This window comes from Candidatus Zixiibacteriota bacterium (assembly GCA_034003725.1).
Taxonomy (GTDB): Bacteria; Zixibacteria; MSB-5A5; order GN15; family FEB-12; genus WJMS01.
In genome coordinates this window covers 129516-152346 of record JAVEYB010000005.1, presented here as the reverse complement: position 1 = coordinate 152346, position 22831 = coordinate 129516, and the positions used below count along the sequence as shown (strand labels likewise).

Annotated in this window: 23 protein-coding genes and 1 pseudogene; 6 read left to right on the top strand and 18 right to left on the bottom strand. The window is 61.1% G+C overall.

The window, feature by feature from the left end; genetic code table 11:
• Positions 1-72: 72 nt before the first annotated feature.
• Both RBT76_08050 and RBT76_08045 read right to left on the bottom strand, forming a co-directional pair.
• Positions 73-456 carry a YraN family protein gene (locus RBT76_08050; protein MDX9857724.1) on the bottom strand — a complete coding sequence of 128 codons (384 nt, stop codon included), beginning with the start codon at positions 454-456 and terminating at the stop codon, positions 73-75.
• Positions 437-1108 carry a ribonuclease HII gene (locus tag RBT76_08045; GenBank protein ID MDX9857723.1) on the bottom strand — a complete coding sequence of 224 codons (672 nt, stop codon included), beginning with the start codon at positions 1106-1108 and terminating at the stop codon, positions 437-439. The genes RBT76_08050 and RBT76_08045 overlap by 20 nt, the downstream gene beginning before the upstream one ends.
• A gap of 122 nt (positions 1109-1230) precedes the next feature.
• Here RBT76_08045 and RBT76_08040 point away from each other — a divergent pair, with 122 nt between their 5' ends.
• The gene (locus tag RBT76_08040; GenBank protein MDX9857722.1) at positions 1231-1824 is read left to right on the top strand and encodes an RsmD family RNA methyltransferase; all 594 of its coding nucleotides are present in this window, start codon (positions 1231-1233) and stop codon (positions 1822-1824) included.
• A 7-nt stretch (positions 1825-1831) separates the two neighbouring features.
• Here the strand turns inward: RBT76_08040 and RBT76_08035 are convergent, their stop codons facing one another.
• The 16 genes and pseudogenes from RBT76_08035 to RBT76_07960 form a co-directional block, all read right to left on the bottom strand.
• Positions 1832-2239, bottom strand: a complete 408-nt coding sequence (locus RBT76_08035; GenBank protein MDX9857721.1) for a hypothetical protein — start codon at positions 2237-2239, stop codon at positions 1832-1834.
• Positions 2240-2310: 71 nt separating this feature from the next.
• On the bottom strand, positions 2311-2703 hold the full coding sequence (locus RBT76_08030) for a hypothetical protein (protein MDX9857720.1): 393 nt from the start codon (positions 2701-2703) through the stop codon (positions 2311-2313).
• A 160-nt stretch (positions 2704-2863) separates the two neighbouring features.
• Positions 2864-3277, bottom strand: coding sequence for a 50S ribosomal protein L19 (gene rplS / locus RBT76_08025; protein MDX9857719.1), 414 nt, complete (start codon positions 3275-3277; stop codon positions 2864-2866).
• A gap of 24 nt (positions 3278-3301) precedes the next feature.
• On the bottom strand, positions 3302-4057 hold the full coding sequence (trmD, locus tag RBT76_08020) for a tRNA (guanosine(37)-N1)-methyltransferase TrmD (protein ID MDX9857718.1): 756 nt from the start codon (positions 4055-4057) through the stop codon (positions 3302-3304).
• Between the two features lie 14 nt (positions 4058-4071).
• Positions 4072-4596, bottom strand: coding sequence for a ribosome maturation factor RimM (gene rimM / locus RBT76_08015; protein ID MDX9857717.1), 525 nt, complete (start codon positions 4594-4596; stop codon positions 4072-4074).
• A gap of 221 nt (positions 4597-4817) precedes the next feature.
• Positions 4818-5066: pseudogene (rpsP, locus tag RBT76_08010) on the bottom strand (30S ribosomal protein S16).
• A gap of 26 nt (positions 5067-5092) precedes the next feature.
• A complete protein-coding gene (gene ffh, locus RBT76_08005) occupies positions 5093-6427 on the bottom strand; it encodes a signal recognition particle protein (GenBank protein ID MDX9857716.1) in 1335 nt (444 codons plus the stop codon).
• A 255-nt stretch (positions 6428-6682) separates the two neighbouring features.
• Positions 6683-7504 carry a prolyl oligopeptidase family serine peptidase gene (locus tag RBT76_08000; protein ID MDX9857715.1) on the bottom strand — a complete coding sequence of 274 codons (822 nt, stop codon included), beginning with the start codon at positions 7502-7504 and terminating at the stop codon, positions 6683-6685.
• Between the two features lie 157 nt (positions 7505-7661).
• Complete coding sequence (locus tag RBT76_07995; protein ID MDX9857714.1) at positions 7662-8474, bottom strand: PASTA domain-containing protein; 813 nt, start codon at positions 8472-8474, stop codon at positions 7662-7664.
• Between the two features lie 81 nt (positions 8475-8555).
• Positions 8556-9923: a 16S rRNA (cytosine(967)-C(5))-methyltransferase RsmB gene (gene rsmB, locus RBT76_07990; GenBank protein ID MDX9857713.1), complete on the bottom strand. Its 1368-nt coding sequence runs from the start codon at positions 9921-9923 to the stop codon at positions 8556-8558.
• 5 nt (positions 9924-9928) lie between these two features.
• On the bottom strand, positions 9929-12433 hold the full coding sequence (locus tag RBT76_07985; GenBank protein ID MDX9857712.1) for a TIGR03960 family B12-binding radical SAM protein: 2505 nt from the start codon (positions 12431-12433) through the stop codon (positions 9929-9931).
• Positions 12434-12514: 81 nt separating this feature from the next.
• Positions 12515-13513: a tRNA (adenosine(37)-N6)-threonylcarbamoyltransferase complex transferase subunit TsaD gene (tsaD, locus tag RBT76_07980; GenBank protein ID MDX9857711.1), complete on the bottom strand. Its 999-nt coding sequence runs from the start codon at positions 13511-13513 to the stop codon at positions 12515-12517.
• Complete coding sequence (locus RBT76_07975) at positions 13494-14438, bottom strand: CdaR family protein (protein ID MDX9857710.1); 945 nt, start codon at positions 14436-14438, stop codon at positions 13494-13496. Before RBT76_07975 ends, tsaD begins: the two co-directional genes overlap by 20 nt.
• A 105-nt stretch (positions 14439-14543) precedes the next feature.
• On the bottom strand, positions 14544-16016 hold the full coding sequence (locus RBT76_07970) for a hypothetical protein (GenBank protein ID MDX9857709.1): 1473 nt from the start codon (positions 16014-16016) through the stop codon (positions 14544-14546).
• Complete coding sequence (locus RBT76_07965) at positions 16013-17212, bottom strand: amidohydrolase (GenBank protein MDX9857708.1); 1200 nt, start codon at positions 17210-17212, stop codon at positions 16013-16015. The genes RBT76_07970 and RBT76_07965 overlap by 4 nt, the downstream gene beginning before the upstream one ends.
• A 24-nt stretch (positions 17213-17236) precedes the next feature.
• Positions 17237-17986 carry an endonuclease V gene (locus RBT76_07960; GenBank protein MDX9857707.1) on the bottom strand — a complete coding sequence of 250 codons (750 nt, stop codon included), beginning with the start codon at positions 17984-17986 and terminating at the stop codon, positions 17237-17239.
• 362 nt (positions 17987-18348) lie between these two features.
• Between RBT76_07960 and RBT76_07955 the strand changes: the two genes are divergently transcribed.
• From RBT76_07955 to RBT76_07935, 5 genes are read left to right on the top strand one after another with little or no spacing between them, the layout of a single operon-like run.
• Entirely contained in the window at positions 18349-18834 is a 486-nt protein-coding gene (locus RBT76_07955) for a metal-dependent transcriptional regulator (protein ID MDX9857706.1), read from the top strand.
• A gap of 19 nt (positions 18835-18853) precedes the next feature.
• Positions 18854-19777: a zinc ABC transporter substrate-binding protein gene (locus RBT76_07950; protein ID MDX9857705.1), complete on the top strand. Its 924-nt coding sequence runs from the start codon at positions 18854-18856 to the stop codon at positions 19775-19777.
• 2 nt (positions 19778-19779) lie between these two features.
• A complete protein-coding gene (locus RBT76_07945; protein ID MDX9857704.1) occupies positions 19780-20547 on the top strand; it encodes a metal ABC transporter ATP-binding protein in 768 nt (255 codons plus the stop codon).
• A 14-nt stretch (positions 20548-20561) separates the two neighbouring features.
• Positions 20562-21881 (top strand): metal ABC transporter permease, encoded by a 1320-nt coding sequence (locus RBT76_07940; protein ID MDX9857703.1) that lies wholly within the window; start codon positions 20562-20564, stop codon positions 21879-21881.
• Positions 21878-22780 (top strand): metal ABC transporter permease, encoded by a 903-nt coding sequence (locus RBT76_07935; GenBank protein MDX9857702.1) that lies wholly within the window; start codon positions 21878-21880, stop codon positions 22778-22780. The genes RBT76_07940 and RBT76_07935 overlap by 4 nt, the downstream gene beginning before the upstream one ends.
• Positions 22781-22831 lie beyond the last annotated feature (51 nt).

The window sequence follows — 22831 nt, the reverse complement described above, 5'->3', positions numbered from 1 at the left end:
CGCCGTCATGACCGAAGCCATGCCTGACGGCCGGTTGGGTTCCGCCACCACGCATTCCGCCTCTGCCGCGATCTAATCGGTGAACGGAAAAGCGTCGGGGTAATGTTCGAGTCGTCCCTCGAAGAACGTCACCACATCAAAGCGGCAGTCGCAGGTATCGATTCCTTCTTCGACCATGTAGGCTTGCGCCGCGGAAGACAGGTTTTTCATTTTGGTCGCGTCGATCCGGGCCGCCGGGTGACCGAATTCCTGCGACATCGACGCTTTCACCTCGACAAACACCAGCAGTTCGGCGCGGCGGACAATCAGGTCAATCTCCTTGTGGCCGCTTCGCCAGTTGCGCGCCACAATCGCAAACCCCTGCCGCTGATAAAACGCCGCCGCCTGATCTTCGTATCGACGACCCACGCGCTGCTGCCGGGAAGGTGGTTTTTTCTTATCCTTTGAAGAGCTCATACTGATCGAGCATTTCGGCGACCGGGCGAAACGAGCGCCGGTGTATATCGCAGGGACCAAATTCCCGCAGTTCCCGAAGATGCTCGGCCGTGGGGTACCCTTTGTGGGCGGCAAAAGAAAAGTGGGGGTAGATGTCCTGGTAGCGCGACATGATGCGGTCGCGGGTGACTTTCGCCACAATCGAGGCCGCGGCGATCGCGCGACACCGGCTGTCGCCCTTGACGATAGCGTACTGCGGCTGGCTGAGATTCGGCACCGCAAATGTGCCGTCCACCAGCACGACGTCGGGTGTCTGCGCCAGGTCCAGTACCGCTTTGCGCATCGCCATCAGGCTGGCCCGAAGGATATTCATCGTATCGATCGCGGCATGATCCATAATGCCGACCGCCGAGACGATGGAATCGTCGGCGAGTTCTTCGAACAGACGGTCGCGCTGGTCCGCGGTCAACTGCTTGGAGTCCTGCAATCCCTCGATTGCGCAGTCTGTCGGCAGGATGACCGCAGCCGCCACCACCGGCCCGGCCAGGGGGCCGCGCCCGGCTTCATCCACTCCGCAGAGATTCTTGTACCCGCGCTCACGAAGCATGAACTCTATGTCGATCTCAGCATCGAACGCGGCCAGTCGCGATCTTGACGTGGTAGGGTGAGCCATTTGGTTCTACATACCTCACGCAGGGTTCGATTTCAACAAATTTCACGTATTCACAGTATCGACTTGTTACGCGAGATTTCTTACTTTGCGGAGCCGGTCCGTCCGCCGGAAATGGCAGGGAAATGAAAAAACAGTCTGAAACGCCGCAGTTTGAGTTCACGATCATTGCCGGCACACTGAAGGGCCGACGCATCACCGCGCCGGATTTGGGGATTACGCGCCCGCCGCTGAGTCGTCTGAGAAAGTCTATCTTCGACTTTCTCAAGCCATATCTCGAGGACGCTCGCTACCTCGATTTGTTCAGCGGAACCGGATCGTACTTGTTTGAGTCCGTTTCCCGGGGGGTAGCCACTGCGGTCGGTGTGGAGCTGCATCCCGCACTGGCAGCCGCCATCAATGCGCAGGCCGGGCAGTTCAATATCGCCGACCGGTTACGATGCCTCGAGGCCGACGTGCGCTGGGCGGTGCCATCGCTGGCCGACACGGGGGAGCAGTTTGATATCATTATGGTGGCGCCGCCCCAATACCAGGGCTGGATTGACCGCACCCTGGAAATCATCCGGCGCACCACCATCGCGACCCCCGATACGCTCATACTGTGTCAGCACGATACGTCCGAGGTGAAACATCTTCGGCTGGAAGGGTTCGAAATCCTGCAGCGCCGCAAGTACGGCAACACGACATTCACGGCGATGCGGATGGAAAAGAGGGGCTGAGCTATTGTCACCGCCGGGCGGCGCGGTGTGTCCGGCGGTTGCCAGGTTTCTCTCGCATTCTCAGCAGAAACCGGCGGAATGGAGCGTAGCGGCACTCGTTCCGGCACACCGCGAGGTCTTCGATATGCGTGCAGTGCCCCGCGCAGTCGGCAGTGCCTGTCAGTATATTCTGCGGTATCGGTTCTTCAATACACGTGCGAAATGCCATCACATCCACCAGGAATGTCGTGCCGCAACCGGCGCACTCGTGGTTGAAATAATAGTAATTGAGAGTGGCGTCTTCCGGGTCGATCGACATGCCGATCGGCTCCACCTCGGAGTTGGTGAGGAAGTCGCCGAGCGTAATCCATCGCCCGCAGCACGGGCATTGCTTGAGCCGTGTTTCATCACTCGGCATGGGCCTGGCGTTGTCCATAATCATTGTATCGACCAATTCAACGCACTCCGCAGGCCGAGGTACTCACTTTCCTGCGTCTGCTCCGGAATTCACCCCGCGAGTTCAAACGAGAGCGCCCTGTCTCCGACCCTCGCGTCATTGTCGAAAATCTCCAGAAACAGCCGGCGGATCGGAGCGAAGCTGCATTCGGGCCCGCACGGGGTCAAATCGACCACATCGGTGCAGTGCCCCGGACAAGAACCCGGCCTCCCCGACCTCGGGACCTGCGGCCGTGCAATGATCGCCGGACTTATCTCCCGCGTGGGAATGACAAACGCCGTCTGGCACGTCGGCATCGCGTGAAAGAAATGGAGGTAACCATGTTCGTGATTCTCGGGATCGACATTGAGCCCCAGCGGGCGGATTGCAGGATCGTTGATGATCGATGACCACGAAAACCACTCCTTGCATCGGGGGCACTTCTTCAGGCGATGCAGCTTCATAGATGACCCCTCACACATGATGAATTGAACGTCCACCGTGTTATTCGGAGTGTGATCTCGTGCGCCTGACTGCGCGAACCTAGACACGCCGCAAAAAGAACAAAAAAACACCCCGAGATTGCTCGGGGTGTTTCAAGCCTGAATAGGACAAGCGGACTCTTTATTCTTTGTCCTGCCCTTCCTCGGAATGCGATGCCGAGGCGGTACCGCCGCCGGCCAGTTTCTGGGCGTCGGTAAGCTGTTCTTTGATACGAGCCGACTTGCCGGTCAGGTCGCGAAGGTACGACAGCTTCTTGCGACGAACCTGTCCTTTGCGGACCAGCTCGACCTTGTCGATATTGGGCGAAAGCAGCGGGAACACGCGTTCTACCCCAACGCCCGACGAGATCTTGCGCACGGTGAACGTTGCGCCCGTGCCGCCGCCGCGACGACCGATTACCGTTCCCTGAAAGACCTGGATACGCTCTTTGTCGCCTTCCTTGATCTTCACATGGACCTTGACCGTGTCGCCCGAGCTGAAATCGGGAAGATCATCCCGCATATAGCTCTGTTCGATCTGGGCAATCTGTTTCATCGAATCATCCTTTCCGTATATCACTCATTTCTTTTTTTCCATAACACTGCGGGCATATCGCCACTCGTCTTCCGATAAATCGGCGCGCTCGAGCAGCTCCGGGCGACGCTCGGCGCATCGGGCGATTGCGGCGCGACGACGGTACTGCCGTATTCTGGCATGGTCGCCGGAGAGCAACTCGTCCGGCACCGTCAGACCCTCATATTCGGCGGGCCGGGTGTAGCACGGCGATCCAAGCAGCTGATTCATGTACGAATCCTCCAGCGCGGATTCGAAATTGCCGAGCACTCCCGGAATCAGCCGGCCGATCGCATCTACCATCACCGCGGCCGCTGGCTCGCCGCCGGTCAGCACGTAATCACCGATGGACACTTCCTCGATGTCGTACAACTGCAACACGCGGTCGTCGACCCCGAGGTAATGCCCGCAGATGATTGTCACGCGCTCGGCAAGGCTGTACCGCACCGCATCGTCCTGCACCAACGGTTTGCCCGCCGCCGACGTCAGCACGAGATGCTCGCGCCGATCCGCGGCGGCCGCCCCGCGATGAGACCACCCCATCGCCGTCAGGCAGCGGTCAAGCGGTTCGACTTTCATCACCATACCGCCGCCTCCGCCGAACGGGGTGTCATCGACCGTGCGATGCTTGTCGACGGCATAATCCCGCAGGTTGATAATCTTTATGTCAAAGAGCCCGTTTTCAACCCCCTTGCCGACCAGCGATTGCTTCAGCGACAGGCTGAAGTAATCCGGAAAAAGGGTGACTATCTCAAACGTCATCTTGTCACTCGCCCTCAGGCGTCGTCAAACAACCCGGCCGCGTCGATCACGATCTTCTTGTGCGCGATATCGATCGACTTCACGTAGTGCCGAACCGCCGGGAACAGCACGTCGCTCCCGTCTTCCCGCCGTATCACGTACGCGTCGTTGGCCGGGTATTGCCGCACGTCGACAATCTCGCCCAGCCGCCGCTCCGTTCCGACTTCGTACGCCACGCACCCGACCAGGTCGAAAATGTAGTAGCTTCCCGACGGAAGCTCCACCACCCTCTCACGCGGCACCGCCACGTGACGGTTCGTGAGACGGGCCGCATCTTCGAGCGTCATGATATCGACAAACCCGATCACCGGCTTCCCGCCGATCAGTCGCGACGAACGAATCTCGTATCGCTCCCAGCGGCCGCGATTCTCGACGAAAATCTCGGTGAGATCGAGAAAGCGGTCCGGAAAGTCGGTCAACGGCGTGATATACAACTCGCCGTGCACGCCGCGCGTGCGACCCAGCCGTCCCACCGTGATGTACTGCTGCGCCTCGTTCACGAGCTGCTCCCTGTGACTGACCTCGACACGGCCTCAGGCGGTCACCCGCCCGGTGACGGTCATGTCGGAACCCGTTACGCTTCCGCGGGCGTCTCGCCGCCGGCCTCGGCCGTCTCCGTCGCAACCGCAGCTTTTTTCATGCGGCGTGTCTTTTTCGGACGCTCTTTGATCTGCGTCTTGATCGTCACCGTCGAAACGTCCTCGCCCTTCTTGGCGCGAAGATACTTCTCCGTAAACCCGACCTGCGTCATCAGCGAACTGACCGTATCCGAGGGCACCGCGCCTTCGTCGAGCCAGCGCGACATGAGCGCCTCGTCGATTTTCACCTCCGCGGGCCTGGTCACCGGGTTGTAGGTGCCGATCGTCTCGAGAAACCTGCCGTTCCGGGCGCGGCGCGAATCAGCCGCCACTATCCGGTAGTACGGCTGTTTCTTCTTGCCCATCCGGCGAAGTCTGATGTGTACTGCCAACCGTTTTCTCCTTCTGGTTCGTTGACTTATAGCGGGGGCATACCGCCCGGAAGCGATAACCCCTTCAGTTTCTTCTTATTCTTGCCCAATTGCGCGAACATCTTCTGCATGGCGCTGAACTGCTTCAACAACTGATTCACCGCCTGCACCGTGTTGCCCGATCCCATCGCGATCCGCCGCTTGCGCGAACCATCGATTATGCCCGGCTTGCGGCGCTCCTCCACCGTCATCGACTTCACGATCGCCGCCATCCGCTCCATGTCGCGCTCATCGACCTGAATCCCCTTGAGCTGTCTGCCCAGACCGGGAATCATGCCGAGTATATTCTCGAGCGGTCCCATCTTTTTCAACTGCGTCATCTGGTCGAGAAAATCCTCGAAATCGAACTGCGCCTTGAGCAGTTTCTCCTGCATCTTCGCAGCCTGCTCGATGTCGATCGCCTCCTGCGCCTTCTCGACAAGGGAGACGATATCGCCCATGCCGAGAATTCGCGAGGCCATCCGGTCCGGATGGAACGGCTCCAGATCCGACGGTTTCTCGCCCGTCGAGGCCAGCTTGATCGGACAGCCCGTTACCTTGCGAATCGACAGGGCCGCACCGCCGCGCGCATCGCCGTCGAGTTTCGACAACACCACGCCGGTCAGGTTGATCTGCTCGTGAAACTGCTGCGCGACATTCACCGCGTCCTGGCCGGTCATGGCGTCGGCCACCAACAGCGTCTCATCGACCGTGACCTGCTCCTGAATCTCCTGCAACTCCGCCATCAACTCGGTATCGATATGCAGGCGACCGGCGGTGTCCAGAATGACCAGGTCGACAAAATTCTTTTTCGCGTACGCCACCGCCTCGCGACAGATCTCCGGCGGCTTTTTGCCCGTCAGGTGGAAATGCTCCACCGCGAGCTGATCCGCAACCATCTTCAACTGCTGCACCGCCGCCGGGCGGTAAATATCGGCGGCTACCAGAAGCGGCTTTTTGTTCTTCCGCTTCGCCATAAGCGCGATCTTGCCGCACAACGTCGTCTTGCCCGAACCCTGCAGGCCGCACACCATGTAGACCGTGGGATGTTTGTCGATCGGGTGAAGGTCCACCGCTTCTTCACCGAGCAGCTTCACCAGCTCGTCGTGAACGATCTTCACCATCTGCTGGCCCGGCTCGATCGACTCGAGCACCTTCGTGCCCAGCGCCTGCTCCTGCACGGCGGCCACGAACTCGCGCGCCACTTTGTAATTGACGTCCGCCTCGAGCAGCGCCTGGCGAACCTCGCGCATGCTGTCCTTGACGTTTTTCTCCGTCAGCTTACCGCGGCCGCGAAGCTGCTTGAAAATGCCGTCGAGCTTGTCTGTCAGCGAACCAAACATAATCCGTTCATACAAAATGCTGCCGGGCAGACGTATCCCGGCAGGCCGTCTTTACGAAGGCGATTTTTCCGGTAAGCGTACCAACGGTTTACCAGAGCCAACTAATATATGGATTGTGACAAAATAGGCAAGGGGTTTATGGGGCTAAAAGGCGCTCTTCGGCCCTCGTAAGTGCCTGAAACAATTATCGTTACAGCTTCGATGAGATTAATCTGGGGCGGATGCGTGTCCGGCCCCTCACCACCGGACCTACACTCACAACAAATGCCTCTCCAGCCACTCCTTCCGCAACTCGTCGATTCGCTTGTACGAGCCGTCCTTCAGCGCCACATGCCCGCCCCCCTCAATCCGCTCATACCGATACGGCACGTCGTATCTGTCAAGCTGCTCGATCAGCGACTCGGTCTGTGACATCGGGACTATCTTGTCCTCCGTACCGTGCATCAGCAACAATGGCGTAGTTTTTGGCAGTTTGTCGGCGAAATGGATAGCGGAGATACTGCGAATCGCGTGCGCCTTCTCGGCCTCGCTCAAATCCGCCAGCAGACGGTCGGTATACGTACGAAATGATTCCGAATACTGCCGGATCGCCTCGATATCCGAGACCCCGGCGTGCACGATCGCACAGCGAAACCGATCGTCGCGGGCCAGCGCCCGGTAGGTGGTCATCCCGCCGCGACTGGCCCCTTCGATTGCTGTGCGGCTCATGTCACACTGCGGCAACTGCTCGGCGACCAGAAGCATGTTCAGCGCGTCGTCGACATCCCTGCCGCCCCAGTCCTCCTCGCCCTCGCCGCCTTTGTTGCCGCGATACTGCGACCCCACCACGGCGATCCCCCAGTCGGCGGTACTGCCGAGAATCAGCCACGACGTCAGATCGTCGAGCGCCCCGCGGTCGCCATGCCCGCCCCGACTCCAGAGCAAAACCGGAAACGGACCATCGCTTTTGGGCAACGCAATCACGCCTTTGACTTTGAGACCGTCGGAGATATAGGTGATCTTCTCAACCGTCACACGCTCAAGGATCGAGCCATCGTACATGCGTTTGAAGGTCTGTTCGAATATTTTCGAGAGCACAAGCGGCTCGCGGTCAATGAGAGTGCCGGTTGAATCTGTCATGGGGGGAAGGTAGGGGAGAGGCAATCGAGGTGCAAGTGCAGGTATCTTCGGGCGACGTTCTGTCGGATGCTGGCAAGAGCGCGATCGGCGCTCGAGCGACATCCGACAGTGATCGTCACGGCGTCGCGCTCACCACCAGGTCAATCTCCGTGTTCACGTCAAGCTCCGCCCCCTCAGGCTCCGACTGCTCCAGCACCGTCTCCGGCAGATAGTTCTCGTCAGTGCGATAACTGACCACCCCCACCTTCAACAGCTTTTCCTCGAGCTTCAGCTTCGCCTGCGACAGCGGCATCCCGGTAATGTCCGGCATGTACGTGAAGTTTGATGCACGGCCGCGATTGACCATCAGGTTCACCGGCGCACCGAGTGGAATCTCCGTTCCGACCGCCGGATACGAAAACACCACCACGCGCTCAGGGATCGTGTCGGAAAACGCCCAGGCGATGTCACCGAGCGCCAGCCCGGTCGCCTCCAGATCCAGCATCGCCTGGCGGACCGATTTGCCCGCCAGATTCGGAATGATCACCATCTTCTTTCCGAGCGATACGACAAACTTGATCGCGCGGTCAGCCTTGACTTTGGTTCCCGCCGCCGGGTACTGGTCGAGAATCACCCCGGCTTCCTTGCCCGGCGAGTACGTCTCGCTTGCGATCTCGTAGCGCAAATCGACCTGCGCCAACTCGGCGCCGGCCTGCTCCACGGTCAGGTCGCGGTAGTCGGGCAGCGGAAACTCGTCGCCATGACGGGTCATGATCGGCATGACGATCTTGTCGAATATCAGCACGATCGCCAGAAAACTGACAATCGGAACGACAACCCGAAGGACGACCTTGCGTTTGGTCGTGCCGTACGGAAGCCACCGGGTGAGAAAACCGATCCGGCTGCTCGCCGAACCCTGCTGAAGTCTGCTGGCGCGCGGTCTGTCCATATATCCGTTATACAATATCCGTTCAAAGAGAAATCGTTTCAATGCTGGGCATTGACGCGGCCCGATGCAACTTAAAACAAATCACGGGTTCAAGGTCCGCCTGAGACGCGCGCAAAAAGCGCCGTCGAGATCTTCGATATACGGGTAGGTCTTGACGAATCCACGGTCGTTGACGATCGTCTCATCGAAAAACTGAGCGGCCGAATCGATCTCGAACTCCTTGTTCCGAAGCAGGAACTCCTCGACAATCTGGTCGTTCTCCGCGCGAATGATCGTGCAGGTCGAGTAAACCAGTACGCCGCCGGGCTTGACCAGTTTGGCGGCGCGGTCGATCATCTTGGTCTGGATGTGACTCAAGTCAACGATGTCTTTTTCCGTCTTGGTCCAGCGAAGGTCCGCATTCTTGCCCGCCGTTCCCCATCCGGAGCAGGGAGGATCGAGCAGGACGCGGTCGAACTGCTTGCCCTTGAATTCGGTCATGTCGCACAAAACCGGCGCAACGATTTTGATCCCGAGCCGCTCGGCGTTTTGCACCACGAGCTTCAGCCGCTCGGCCGACTTGTCCAGCGCCGTCACCCGGCCCTTGTTGCGCATGCGAATGGCCGCATACGTGGTTTTGCCGCCGGGGGCGGAGGTCAGGTCGATCACGTTGCCGCCCGGCTTCGGGTTCAGCAGACGGACCGGCAGACCCGCCGACTCATCCTGAACGAACACCTTCCCCGTGCCGAGCAGGACTTCCTCCAGCGGAAGCCCGCCCTGATGGATGTGAATGAACTCGGGCAGATACCGCCCGAAAGAAAACTCGACTCCGGCCTCCTGCAGCGCGTGTGTGACCTCGTCGGGTTTCGCCCGAAGGAAATTCACGCGGTAGGTCACCTGAGGAGGCTGGTTGTAATAGTGCAGGAGCTTCTCAGCGTGCTCGAATCCGAACTCATCGAGGCAATACTTGACGAAATAATCGGGATAGCTGTAATAGTCCGCGAGATGCGTGCACGGATCCGTGCCCTTGTCCGCAAACGTCACTTTGCCCGGTTCGCGAAGCCGCGCCCGCATGACCGCGTTCACCAGCCGCGACAACCGATCATCGGTGAAATGCCGGCTCAGATTTACGGACTCGGATACCGCGGCCGCGTCGGGCACGCGGTCGGTGAAGATCAACTGGTAGAATCCGAGACGGAGAACCTGACGGATCTTCGGGTGAAGCTGCGCGGCCGGCCGGGTCAGATATGGATCGATCTCGTGGTCGAGACGGCGCCGCATTTTGGTCACCCCGTTGACGAGCTGCTGGATAAAACGATGATCGAGGGGGCGAAGCTGTCGGCCCGCCGTCACCGCCTTGATGGCCTCATCGGTCTGCGCGCCGTTTTCGATTTTTTCGATCGCCTCGACTACCAGCGCCCGCACCGGGTCGTAGCCCAATTTCTGCCGTATACCGTCCTGTCCGTCCATCGTCCCTACGCCTGCAGCCCTTCGACCATGGTCTGTTCGTCGATCACCCGGTACAACCCGGTGCGGTGACACGTGACCGCTTCGGTCGGCACGGTCAGCCCGTCTGTCAACTGCTCCAGGACCTCGCCGGGCCGCGCATACCCGCCCTCGCCGATCCCCAGCAACAACTCGAGAGCATCATCCGTCAGCTTCACTTCATAGACCGCCGGCCGGATATCGACCTCCTTGGTCGCGTCCTTGCCCTTGCGGTGCACCACGACCGTGTCGCGCGACACTAATGCAGCCACCTGCTCCCCGAGCAGTCCGGTATCGCTCCAGTAGGCCGCGTCGATCCGGTACCGGGCGCGATTCAGAATCGACGTCAGCGACGCTGACTTCGCGTGCACCACGCGGGCTTCATAAAGCTCGATACCGGGCGGAATGGCGCGGCGAAGCTGCTCCAGCATCGGCGGCGAAAACACCTGGTCCATCGTGATCTCCACCAGCTCGGCGTCCGACGTGTACCCGACCGTGAGCGGCGGTCCGAATGACAGCTTCATGGTCGGGTTGAAGCCCTGCGAGTATGCGACCGGAAGACGGGCGCGCCGGATCGATCGCTCCAGTAACCGCAGCGTATCGAGATGCGACATGTACTTGAACCGGTCGGTGCGCCCCCAGCGAATGCGTATCTTCGTCTTCGTCGGCTGTACCAGCGTGCGCGCCGCGAGCTTCTTCTTGCCGCGACCGAACGCCCCCGCCGAATCGACTTCCTGTTCCACTGTCGCTTCGCCGGGCTGCACCGGTACGTAGTCCCTCAGTTTGAGCGACGTGCGCTGGCGTTCCTCGCGAAGATGATCTTTCGATGGCCCTTTGTGGATATGGTCCCACGGCAGGGGACGGTCGAATCCGATCGCACGCAGGTTCTGCTCGATGTCGATTCCGGTCTCCGCGAATGCCTCCTGCCACCTGTCCCACTGAAAATGCTCCGTCCAGGCATCGAACCGGCAGCCCTTGCGGAAGGCAGCCTCGATCGCCCCGGCCACCGTGCGGTCGCCGCGCCCGATTATCGTTACCAGCTTCGCAAGAATGGTGCTGTTGTGCCGAACGGTCGTCGTACTCGTGCGAAGCTTCCGACGGACAAACTGTATGCGCTCGAACAACTCCTTCTCCGGAACCGATTCGTCCCACTGGAACGGTGTGTGCGGCTTCGGCACAAACGGCGACAGCGTCACGATTATGTTGCGCTTGCCCGCGTAGTCCCGGGCGATACCGTGGATCGTGCGACACATGTCGACGATACCGAGCAAATCATCCTGCGTCTCGGTCGGCAACCCCACCATGAAATAAAGCTTGATCGTGTTGACACTCGTATCGAACGCGAGCCGCACCGTGTCGTAGATCGCCCGGTCGGGAAAGTCCTTGCGAATGAACAAGCGAAGCCGCTCGGTCCCCGCCTCCGGGGCGATCGTCAGGCTGCCCACACGCATCCGGTTCACCGCAGCAAGCAGCCCCGTACTGATCGTTCCCGGTCGAAGCGAGGGCAGGCTCAGCGATGCGCCGTACGCTTCCAGCCGTCGCGACAGCTTCTGCGCAAGCTCCTCGATTTGCGGATAATCCGACGACGACAACGACAAAAGCGTCACTTCCGAATACCCGGTCGCGTCGAGCTGCTGCTGAACCTGCGCGAGAATATCGCCGACCGGGCGATGACGCACCGGTTTGTATATCGGCCCCGCCATGCAGAAGCGGCATCCCTGCGGGCAGCCGCGCATGATCTCGATCCCGAGGTGTTCATGCGCGATTTCAACCAGCGGCACCAGCGGCTGCCGGGGGTAATACTCCGGCTTCAGCTCCGGCACCAGGCGCGCGGTGATGCGCGGGGGAGCGAAATCCACGCGCGGCGCGCGATTGTCGTCATAAAATGCCGGTATGTACACCCCCTCCACGTCGCGGCACAGCCGTTCCAGCTTCTCGAGTCGGCTCGCCCTTTTCATCTCGTGGAGCAGCGCCAGCATGTGCGGCAAGCCGACCTCGCCGTCACCGATATAGAACAGGTCGATAAACGGCGCCAGCGGCTCGGGCGCGAACACGCCCGGCCCGCCCGCCATCACGATCGGATGCTCGTCGGAGCGCTGATCGCTGTGAATCGGCAGCCCCGCCAGATCAATCATGTTCAAAACATTCGTATACACCGTCTCGTCAACCAGCGTGAATCCGATCGCATCGAACTCCGAAGCCGGCCGGGAAGACTCCAACGAAAACAAGGGAATCTGCTTCTGGCGCATCAACGCCTCGGCGTCGGCGTCCACCGCAAACACCCGTTCGCACAGGAACCGCTCGTCCCTGTTCACGAGATGGTACAGCGTCTGCAACCCGACATACGACTGCCCCAGCTCATATTTGTCCGGATATGCATGGAGATAACACGTCCGCCCGGCGGGGTCCTTGACGATCTGGCCTATTTCGCCGCCGGCGTATCGACCGGGCTTGATGACAAAGGGGAAAAAAGTGTGGTCGAGTCGAGTTCTCATCAATTGTCGTAAGTGCTACGGTTTCCTGTACAGTGCGGCTATCGCGCAGACAATAGCGCATTCGCCCGGCGATCGCAAGCTTTAGTCGAGCGGCAGGTACGGTACCGCGTCGACCACAAACTCGGTCTTGCCCCACTTCCGATACCGGAAATACCCCGCCGCCGCGATCATCGCGGCGTTGTCGGTGCACAGAGACAGCGGAGGGACGAAGAACCGCTTGCCGGCCCGCGACAACTTCTGCTGCATCACCTCGCGAAGACGGGAATTCGCCGCCACGCCGCCCGAAATCGTGACATCGGAAATCTGTCGTTCCTGCGCCGCCTGAACGGTCTTGTCCACAAGGACCTCTACCACCGCCTCCTGAAACGAGGCGGCGATATCGGCCAGACGGCTTTCCCGCTCTGCCTCGGGGAGTTTGTCGAGATACTGTGTCACGGCCGTCTTGAGACCGGAAAATGAGAACCGGTATCCGTCGTGCCGCATCGCGCGCGGAAACCTCACGTACTTCCGGTCGCCCGTTTTTGCCAGGGCGTCGAGCGCCGCGCCGCCCGGATAGCCCAGCCCCATCACCTTGGCGACCTTATCGAACGCCTCGCCCGCCGCATCATCGACCGTGCGACCCATGATCTCATACTCCCCAAACGACCGCACATGGACCAGCATGGTATGCCCGCCCGAGACGATCAGCGTCAGGTGATTGTCATTCAGATCCGGCGCCGCCAGCAGGTTGGCGGCCAGGTGCCCTTCCATATGGTTTACGGCTACAAACGGCAGATTGAGCCCCCACGCCATCCCTTTCGCGAACGACAACCCCACCAGAAGCGGCCCGACCAGCCCCGGACCCATCGTGGCGGCGATCAGTTGAATGTCGTCGCGACCGACCCCGGCATCGGCCAGCGCCTGACGGTAGATAGGCAGGATCGTGCGAACGTGCTCGCGGCTGGCAACCTCGGGTACCACGCCGCCGAACCGGGTGTGCACGCTCTGCGAGAGTATCGCGTTCGACAGCACCCGCCGGCCGCTGTCGACCACGGCCACCGATGTCTCATCGCACGATGTCTCAATGCCCAGCGTCAGCATCGCTCTCCGGGGACGTTACGATGCGAACCGAATCCGTGGAAACGCTCCGGATTCTGAACGCGGGAGGACAGTCAACCTTCAGACCCGCCTTGCCGGATTTCGCCCGGGCGCGGTAGTTGGCTGATGCAGTTACGACCCCTGTCTCCAGAAGGTCGACATCCGACGGCGGGCCGGTAATCTCGATCCGAACCGTTGCCGGCTGTGACGCGACTTCCTGGTTCGGCGGGGCGTTGAATATGCGAACCGGCACGGACTCGAAAACGCGTGTCTTCACCGGCATGACATGCAGATTCACGGTCACGGACTCGGGCGCAACCGACAGCCCGTGCATCGGCGGACTGTCCAGCGCCAGCGTGAACACCACGTCGTCGCGAAGACCCTTGAGCTGCTTTGCTTCGGTTGCGATATCGTGGAACCGGCGGATCACCGAACGCGGTCCGAACAGAATAGCCGAATCCGGCGAGATGGAAAACGGCGTCACGATAGCGTAACCTTCGTCGGCTTCAGCTATGAAATTGGGCGTCACGGGCAGGGTGATGTCGGCGAGTATATCGATATTGAGCGTCACCTGCTTTGGTCCGACCACGTCCTCCAGCGCGAGTTCGCCGGTCAGTCCGACCAGCGCAACGTTATTCGCCGTCAGCGCGACCTGGTGCCGCCCCGTCGTGTATTGCGAGGCATTGATTCGCAGGCCGCGGTCCCGCCACTTCTGGCGCAGGAGCTGTTTCCCTGTCGCCGAGACGGTGACCGTCAGCGTGTCCGGCGGCGGCGATGCCAGCGTCAGCGAATCCCCAAGCGCGACATCCGTCACCGGCAGCCGCATCTCGTAGGAGTAATCTTTCTCCGTCGCCACATGCAGCCAGACCAGCAATCCAAGGGCAATCGCCGTCAGTTTCAGCCAGAAATTGTCGAGCAGCTTCCGCATGGTTCTCCGGATCGAGAGAAAGACGTTACCCTACATACACATATCGACCGAAGACTACGATAAACAACCATCGGAATCAATACAATTTCCGCGGCCGCACTCTCCTCAGTCAACCCGCTCGGGATTGTCCCAGAGAAACCTCGTGAGCCCGCGGCTTGTGCCGATCCAGAGATACCGTCCGTCCATCTTAAGGCTGTACACCGTACCGTCGGCGATTCCGTCCTCGACCGTGAACTCCCTGGAGAAGGGCTCGTCCCGATCGTGAAAGATCAGCGTCACCCCCCGGTCCGACGAGAGCGCCGCCACTTCGTCGTTCACCGCCAGCGCCCGCCCGCCCCGTCTCGCGGTGATCTCATGGTACGGCACGATATCGGCCGTGCGGAGATTGACCCGCACCACGCCGTCGTCCGACGCCAGCCAGAGAACGTCGCCGTTTCGCTCGATATCGTACACCGGGCCGAACAGCACGCTGGTCGGATCCTCGAATCGCTGCAGTGCGCCGTCCGACAAACGGTACCGGTACGCCCCCGACTGCGCGCCTATCCAGACATACCCCATCGCCGGCTCCATGTCGTACACGACCTGGTTGGCCAGTTCCTGCGGCGACACATAATAGATCGAGTCTCGCCCGAAACTGATCACCGTCAGGCCCGCCGCTGTGCCGACAAACAGCGAATCGCCGACTATGCGCAGACTGATAACATTGTCATCCGACAGTCCCCGGCGGTAGTCGTAGTGCTCGCGGACCGTCATGTTGTCGCGGTCGAGTATGTACAGCCCCAGCGGTGTTCCGAAGTACACGAACTCGTCATCACCCTCCAGACAATTGACATCGGTGGCTCGGATTGTGTTTGTCAGCCCGGTTTCGTAGTATTGGAATGAACCGGTGCGAAGATCGAAAGCGCTGATGCCGCTGCGGACGTCGGTCTCTATCGCCCCGGAAACCCAGAGCGTGCTGTCCTCCAGCCATATCGCATTCACGCGCCGCTGCAAAAGCCCGAACGGCAGCAATTCAAGGGCATTGGTCACGGCGTTGGCCCGGGCCGCGCCATACCCCCACGTGCCGATCCACAGCGTACCGGCGCCGTCGTCGAGCACGTCGGTCACCTGGTAGGCGTTTCCGTCCGGATCGATCAAATCGCCGTTCCCGGAGTAATTGTAACCGAACGGCGGCATCATGTTGCGCGGGATAGGGAGGTGGCGTATGTCGCTGTTGTTCACCTGCGGCATGTCGATCAATGAGTACCAGGCGTCCAGCGTCACGTCGTACTCGTAGTAACTCACCGGCGTCTCGATAAAAAGCCGCTGATCGAATACGTCGACCCAGACGCGCAGTACCTCGGTAACTTCCCGAGGAAGCACCAGCGGATCGTCCCAGCGCTGCAGGTCCTTGTTGTAGCGAATGACCCCGTTCGTGGTCGCGAAATAAACACGTTTCATCGAAGCCGTGACGTAATTGATATAATTGTAATCGGTAAACGTCACCGCCTGCCGGCTCAGGCGAACCGCTCCCGCGCCGGATGCGAACGCCACCACGAACAGCAGCGCAGCCGACACCACTCCGATTCGCCGCATCATCGTGTGCCGCCTATCGCGTCGAGTGCCGATGCCGCCAGCACCGCGGTGCCCACCGGCATGGCCGCCTCATCGACGGCAAACTCCGGCGAGTGCCACGGCTTGTCCGCCTTGATCTTCTTGTTCATCGTACCGAGTCGAAACATGGCGCCGGGGACATGCTCCAGATAACAGGCGAAATCCTCGCCGCCCAGTACCCGTGGCGTCTCTTCCAGTTTCCCCTTGCCGAACATCCCTTCGAATGAACGGGCCAGAATCCTGTTAGCGCGAGGGTGATTCGAAAGTACCGGGTACTCGGCAACCGGTCGAAGCTCGAATGTCGCGCCGCGCGCCTGACAGATGCCTTTCGCGGTGCGACCGATCAACGCCGGCAGTCTCTTGAACGCGGTCGTCGACAGACTTCGAGCCGTTCCCACGAGCCGGACTTCCTCGGCGATCACGTTGCGCGCCGTTCCGCCGCCGATCTCCCCAAACGTCACCGCGATCGGCTCCACCGGGTCAATCTCCCGCGATACGATCGTCTGTATCGACGTCACGATCTCCGCTGCGACGACGATAGCATCCACGGCTGCATGCGGACGCGCCGCATGACCGCCGCGCCCGCGTATGATCAAGTCGAAATCGAAAACCGACGCCATCGTGGCGCCGTCGCGCAGGCTGATCCTGCCGGTGGAAAGATGCGGGTCGACATGAAGGCCGAATATCATGGAAACGCCCCGTAACGCGCCGGCCGCTATCATCGGTCGCGCCCCGCCCGGCGGCATCTCTTCCGCCGGCTGAAAGACAAACCGGACCGTCCCGGGCAGCAGGTCACGCAGCTCGGACAAGACCGCCGCCGCCCCCAATACCGTTGCCATGTGGACGTCATGTCCGCACGCGTGCATGCAGCCCGGATGCTTCGACTCGTACGGCACACCCGAGCGCTCGACAATCGGCAGCGCATCGATATCGCTGCGGATGGCGACCACCGGCCCGCCTTTCTTTCCGCGCAGCTCAGCCAGCACACCGGTCTTCATCTTCAGCGGCAGAAGCGCAAGCCTCATGCCTGTGAGCTGGTCCTTCAACCACGCCGTGGTCTTGAACTCCCGGTTGGAAAGCTCCGGATATTGATGAAGGTGGCGACGCCACCCGACTTGTGTTTTCGCGATCTTTCGTGCGGCGGCCATGATTTGGGCGGCGACAGGGTCGTGTTTGGTCATAGGTGCCTGCTTCGGTTGCACTGGTCAGCCCTCCGACTGGTGGTCGGGATACTTCCGGTCTTCCATATGTCGTTTATACTTGTTTGCGAGCAAATGGGCCAATCGCATCGGCTCCGGCAGCCGAAAGCCCGTAAGAGACTGCCACACGAGCCGCCGGGCGTCGGACAAATCGCACCGGTGTCCCGCCGAGATATACAGGGGTTTGACGCCTTCCTTCGTCCGAAGCGCATAGCCGACCGTCTCCCGCTCGATCCGGATGGACTCGCAACTTCCTCGTCCGGTGGCAACGGGCCGGTGTCGCCCCGCCAGCAGCCGGCGGCTGCACCCGATTGTGCACAGATCCATAACGACGCCGATCATACTGGCCATCCCGCATCGGCGCATGTGCGATCTGCCATGCCCATGTACCAGTGCAACGTCGGGCCGGCTCGGCAGGTTCGCCAGCGCCTCCAGCACCGCCGGGCCCTCTCGAAAGTAAAACAATCCGGGAACGTACGGGAACACAACTTCTTTCCACGCCGATGACCGCCCGATTTCTTCCAGGGAGGGATACCGAAGCAGGACCGCCGATGCGTATATCCGGGTCGCCCCGGTACCGTACGCGGTCTCTATACCTGCTATCGACGCCGGCGTTTCTCGATTCGGACCGACCACAACCCGCTCCGCCAGCCGCCGCTCGATCGCCAGCGCCTCAGCGATCGTCTCCGGCCACTCGTGCATCCCGCCCCGCGGCGGCCGTTGATCCGTCGCCGGGCCTGTATTATCCGAGTACATGATTCGTCCCGGAACAGCCATTGCTGCCAACAGAAGCGTGTTGAGTGATAACTTTCGACTCCGTTCCGTCGGGTGGTATCCCAATGGAGTGGGCGACCGCCGACCGAAGCCATTGCATACCGATGGCGGTACTATCGGGCGCTGTCGGGCGACCCCGCCCGGGCAGCGCTCACTATGGCACTTTTCGATACGTCCAATAAGCGGGAGTCCCGCCGTGTTGTCAAGGCGGCCCGGCCCCGTTGGTATAATAGGCAACATGACTCCATAAAATAGATTTTGGTTGACGGAACCCGGCCGGGATATGATCTTGTTCCATACTTACCCACGGGTAAGTCAACGCCACTACCGACCATGGAGGATCGATGTTAACGGCCGCCCAGCAGGACTATATCGAAGTGATCTATCGGCTTGAGCAGGACGCGGGCGACACCGGCGTGCGCGTGACCGCGATCGCCGACGCGCTCGGCACGCGCCTGCCGACCGTCAGCCGCACCGTGCGCAAACTCGCGATCCTGAAACTGGTCACCCATGACGCCCGCCGGGAAGTGGCGCTCACCGCCGGCGGCCGGCGCATCGCACGCGAAATCGTTCACCGCCACGAAGACCTCGTGCGCTTTTTCGTCCTCGTCCTCGGCCTCAGCGAAAATGAGGCCGAGCGCGATGCCTGCCAGATCGAACACGGACTGTCCGGCAAAGCCTCGCAGCGACTCCACGAGTTCCTCGAACATGTGCAGCAACTGACCGCCGATAAACGCCGCGTCGTCACCGGCTACCTGCGTACGGCCAGCCCGAAAGCCAGGGACTTTGAAAACCTGCCGGACCGTCGCATCGACGGGTGGCGAAAATAACCGCACCACAGGATGTAACATGAAGTTCCGTGCTCTCGTAACCGTCGTCGCACTCGCGATTCTGGCTGTCGCGGGCTGCGGCCCCGAACCGCAACAAAACGCGTCCACGCGTCTGAAAGTCGTCGCCACGACTGGTATGATCGGCGACGCCGTGCGCCTGATCGGCGGCGATAAGGTAGAGCTTGCCGTGATGATGGGTCCCGGCGTCGATCCCCACCTCTACAAAGCAACCAGCGGCGATATCGACCGCTTCAACCACGCCGACGTCATTCTCTACAACGGCCTGCATCTCGAAGCGAAACTCACCGACGTCTTCCGGAAAATGTCCCGCCAGAAGACCGTGGTAGCTATCGCCGATGCGCTGGACAGCGCCGAGCTTCGCTACCCGACCGGCGCCGAGGGCCAGCCCGATCCGCACATCTGGTTCGATCTGGTGCTTTGGCGGCAGGCGGTGGCGCAGGTCACCGAAACGCTCGCTGCAGCCGACACCGCCAACGCCGAATACTTCCGGGCCAACGGCAAAGTATACGACGATTCGCTCGCCGCCCTCCATGACTGGGTAGTCCAGCAGATCGCAACCATCCCGGCCGACAGCCGCGTGCTGGTGACCGCCCACGACGCCTTTGAATACTTCGGTCGGCGCTACGGACTCGAAGTCCGCGGACTTCAGGGTATCTCCACCGTCACCGAGGCCGGCCTGCACGATATCACATCGATGGTGGACTTTTTGGCAGGTCGCGCCATCAAGGCCGTTTTCGTGGAGTCATCGGTACCCCGAAACACGATTGAGGCGGTCGTCGACGGCTGCCGCGAACGCGGCCACACGATAGCCATCGGCGGCGAGCTGTTCTCCGATGCCATGGGCTCTGCCGGGACTCCCGAGGGCACCTTTGCAGGAATGGTCCGCCACAACGTCAACACAATCGTAACGTCGCTGAGGTAACCATGGGCACCACCGCCGCGCCCCCCATCGAGGTGCACGATCTCACCGTCGCCTATCGCAAGAAACCCGTTCTCTGGGATATCGATTTCGAACTGCCCGAAGGAGCCCTGGTCGGACTGGTCGGTCCCAACGGCGCCGGAAAGTCCACCCTGATCAAGGCCATCATGGGTTTGTTGCCCGTGCTCTCCGGCTACGTACGCATCTACGGCCAGTCCCTCGAAGCACAACGGGAGCTGGTCGGTTACGTCCCGCAGCGCGAAACCGTGGACTGGGACTTTCCGGTAAATGCCCTCGATGTCGTCACTATGGGGCGGTACGGGCGCATGGGCCTGTTTGCTCGACCCTCCCAACGCGACTACGAAATCGCCATGGCGTGTCTCGACAAAGTCGGCATGGCCGATTTCGCCCGCCGCCAGATTTCCCAGCTCTCCGGCGGCCAGCAGCAACGCGTGTTTCTGGCCCGCGCCCTCACACAGGACGCCTCGATCTACCTCATGGACGAACCCTTCGCCGGCGTCGACGCCGCCACCGAGCAGGCCATCATCGACCTGCTCAAGGACCTGAAAACCCGGCAGAAAACCGTCATGGTCGTCCATCACGACCTCAACACGGCCGAAGAGTACTTCGATTACATCATGCTGTTGAATATGCGCCTGGTGAAATTCGGGCCGACCGCCGAGGTCTTCACCCCGGAAAACCTCCGCCTCACGTACGGAGGCAAGCTCCAGCTGCTGACACAGGCGGCGGAGAAGATGGCCCGCCAGGCATAACAGGCGTCAATGCCATGAACGAGTACTGGGAACTGACCATTCGCTTTTTCTCGCTGGCCGACGCCAACGTGCGCTGGGTTGCCGCCGGCTCGATCCTGCTGGGCGCCGCTGCAGGTTCACTCGGCGCGTTTGCCTACCTGCAGCGCCGCTCGTTGTTGGGCGACACTTTGTCCCACGCGGCGCTGCCCGGTGTCGGTGCGGCCTTCCTGCTGGCCGGGCACAAAAGCCTCCCCGTCCTGCTCGTGGGCGCCGCTCTCTCCGGCTGGGCCGGAGCGCTCGCCGTCAACGCCATCACCCGACTCAGCAAAATCAAGCAGGATGCCGCGCTTGGCATCGTCCTCACCGTCTTTTTCGGACTGGGTGTGGTGTTGTTGACCCACATCCAGAAAAGCGGCGCCGGTACGCAGGCCGGTCTCGACAAGTTTCTGTTCGGACAGGCCGCCGCCCTGAGCGGCGGCGATGTCGCTCTGCTCGCCGCCGTCGCCGCCGTCCTGCTCTTCATGCTGACCGCCGGCTTTCGCTCCTTCAAGATCATTTCCTTCGACCCCGCTTTCGCCGCATCGATCGGCATGCCGACCGGCCTGCTTCAGTTTCTGCTCACCACCATGCTCGTGGTCGCCGTGACGATCGGACTGCAGGCCGTCGGCGTCGTGTTGATGGCGGCTCTCCTGATCACCCCGGCTGCCGCCGCTCGACAGTGGACCGATCGCCTGGCCCTGATGGTTGTACTCGCGGGAATATTCGGCGCCGCGGCCGGCCTGCTCGGCGCATGGGTGTCCTTTCTGGCGCCGCGCCTTCCTACCGGCCCGTGGGTCGTCGTTGTCATCTCGCTCATCTTCCTCGTCTCGATATTGTTCGCCCCCGAACGCGGCGTCCTGTCGCGCCTCCGACGGCATCGAAACGGACGCGAAAAAATCGTCAGAGAACACATCCTCAAAGCTCTGTTCAAGTCGGGCGAATCAACTCAGGACTGGTCCGGCGCGCATGCCGTCCGCGATCTCGAACCGGTATGGTCGTTCTCTCCACGCGAACTCAACTCGGGACTCCGACACCTGGAACGACGCGCCCTGATTCAACGGCACAACGGCCACTACCGACTCACCGAGTCCGGGATTGCCGAAGGCGCCCGGATCATCCGGCGCCACCGCCTCTGGGAGCTGTACCTGACAACGTACCTCGACCTCGCCGGCGACCACGTCCACCGCGACGCCGATGAGTTTGAACATGTCATGACACCCGAAATGGAAGCGCAGCTCGACGAGCTGCTCAACCGTCCGGAGTACGACCCGCACCACCAGACCATACCGAATATCGGTCGGGAGGGAGTCTCATGAGCCCGGATCTCTGGGTCCTGCTTACCGCCGTCCTGGCCGCAGTCGCTTGCGGAGTAATCGGCTCGTTTTTGGTCCTCCGTCAGCACGCCATGCTCGGCGACGCCATCTCGCACTCGGTCCTGCCCGGTCTGGTCGTGGCGTTTCTGGTGACATCGAGCCGAGGCGTTATCCCGATGATCATCGGGGCGGCCGTCATGGGCCTCGCCACCGCCTACCTCACCGACCTGCTCGATCGCACCCGCCACGTCTACCGCGACGGCGCCCTGGGGATCGTGTTTACGTTTCTGTTCGCTGTGGGCGTTATTCTGATTGCCCTGTACGCCGACCAGATCGACCTCGATCAGGACTGCGTCCTCTACGGCGAGATCGCCTACACTCCCTGGGACCTTGCCTCCATCGGCGGCCGATCGCTTGGCCCCCGCGCCGTGTGGATCCTCGGCGGCGCCGTGCTGGCCAACATCGCGTTCATCGTCGCCTTCTACAAACAACTGAAAATCTCCTCGTTCGACCCGTCCATGGCACGGGCCGTCGGTCTCAATGAACGCCTCTGGCACTACCTGTTGATGACTATGATTTCACTGACCGTGGTGGCGGCATTTGAATCGGTCGGCGCCATCCTTGTGGTCGCCATGCTGATCGTCCCCGGCGCTACCGCTTACCTGCTGACTCACCGCCTGTCCATCCTGCTGGTGCTGTCGGGCCTCATCGGTGCGGCCGGTGCGATCGGCGGGTTTTTTGTCGCGAAAGGCCTCGATGCATCCATATCAGGCTCCATCACCGTCGTCAGCGGCATAATACTCGCCGTCACGATGGCTGCGCTGGCCCTCACTCGACGAATAAGTGCGCGCCGCTCCGCGAAGCTCTTGTCGGCCGAATTCGCACAGACGCTGAGAATGTGATACCTGGGCTGTTGACCGCGCAGCGATATCTGCCGTTATTGGTCCAAAACA

Coding starts and splice junctions, on each gene's coding strand:
- RBT76_08050 (MDX9857724.1), bottom strand. CDS start 456: ATGAGCTCTTCAAAGGATAAGAAAAAACCACCTTCCCGGCAGCAGCGC.
- RBT76_08045 (MDX9857723.1), bottom strand. CDS start 1,108: ATGGCTCACCCTACCACGTCAAGATCGCGACTGGCCGCGTTCGATGCT.
- RBT76_08040 (MDX9857722.1), top strand. CDS start 1,231: ATGAAAAAACAGTCTGAAACGCCGCAGTTTGAGTTCACGATCATTGCC.
- RBT76_08035 (MDX9857721.1), bottom strand. CDS start 2,239: ATGGACAACGCCAGGCCCATGCCGAGTGATGAAACACGGCTCAAGCAA.
- RBT76_08030 (MDX9857720.1), bottom strand. CDS start 2,703: ATGAAGCTGCATCGCCTGAAGAAGTGCCCCCGATGCAAGGAGTGGTTT.
- rplS (MDX9857719.1), bottom strand. CDS start 3,277: ATGAAACAGATTGCCCAGATCGAACAGAGCTATATGCGGGATGATCTT.
- trmD (MDX9857718.1), bottom strand. CDS start 4,057: ATGACGTTTGAGATAGTCACCCTTTTTCCGGATTACTTCAGCCTGTCG.
- ffh (MDX9857716.1), bottom strand. CDS start 6,427: ATGTTTGGTTCGCTGACAGACAAGCTCGACGGCATTTTCAAGCAGCTT.
- RBT76_07995 (MDX9857714.1), bottom strand. CDS start 8,474: ATGGACAGACCGCGCGCCAGCAGACTTCAGCAGGGTTCGGCGAGCAGC.
- rsmB (MDX9857713.1), bottom strand. CDS start 9,923: ATGGACGGACAGGACGGTATACGGCAGAAATTGGGCTACGACCCGGTG.
- RBT76_07985 (MDX9857712.1), bottom strand. CDS start 12,433: ATGAGAACTCGACTCGACCACACTTTTTTCCCCTTTGTCATCAAGCCC.
- tsaD (MDX9857711.1), bottom strand. CDS start 13,513: ATGCTGACGCTGGGCATTGAGACATCGTGCGATGAGACATCGGTGGCC.
- RBT76_07975 (MDX9857710.1), bottom strand. CDS start 14,438: ATGCGGAAGCTGCTCGACAATTTCTGGCTGAAACTGACGGCGATTGCC.
- RBT76_07970 (MDX9857709.1), bottom strand. CDS start 16,016: ATGATGCGGCGAATCGGAGTGGTGTCGGCTGCGCTGCTGTTCGTGGTG.
- RBT76_07965 (MDX9857708.1), bottom strand. CDS start 17,212: ATGACCAAACACGACCCTGTCGCCGCCCAAATCATGGCCGCCGCACGA.
- RBT76_07960 (MDX9857707.1), bottom strand. CDS start 17,986: ATGTACTCGGATAATACAGGCCCGGCGACGGATCAACGGCCGCCGCGG.
- RBT76_07955 (MDX9857706.1), top strand. CDS start 18,349: ATGTTAACGGCCGCCCAGCAGGACTATATCGAAGTGATCTATCGGCTT.
- RBT76_07950 (MDX9857705.1), top strand. CDS start 18,854: ATGAAGTTCCGTGCTCTCGTAACCGTCGTCGCACTCGCGATTCTGGCT.
- RBT76_07945 (MDX9857704.1), top strand. CDS start 19,780: ATGGGCACCACCGCCGCGCCCCCCATCGAGGTGCACGATCTCACCGTC.
- RBT76_07940 (MDX9857703.1), top strand. CDS start 20,562: ATGAACGAGTACTGGGAACTGACCATTCGCTTTTTCTCGCTGGCCGAC.
- RBT76_07935 (MDX9857702.1), top strand. CDS start 21,878: ATGAGCCCGGATCTCTGGGTCCTGCTTACCGCCGTCCTGGCCGCAGTC.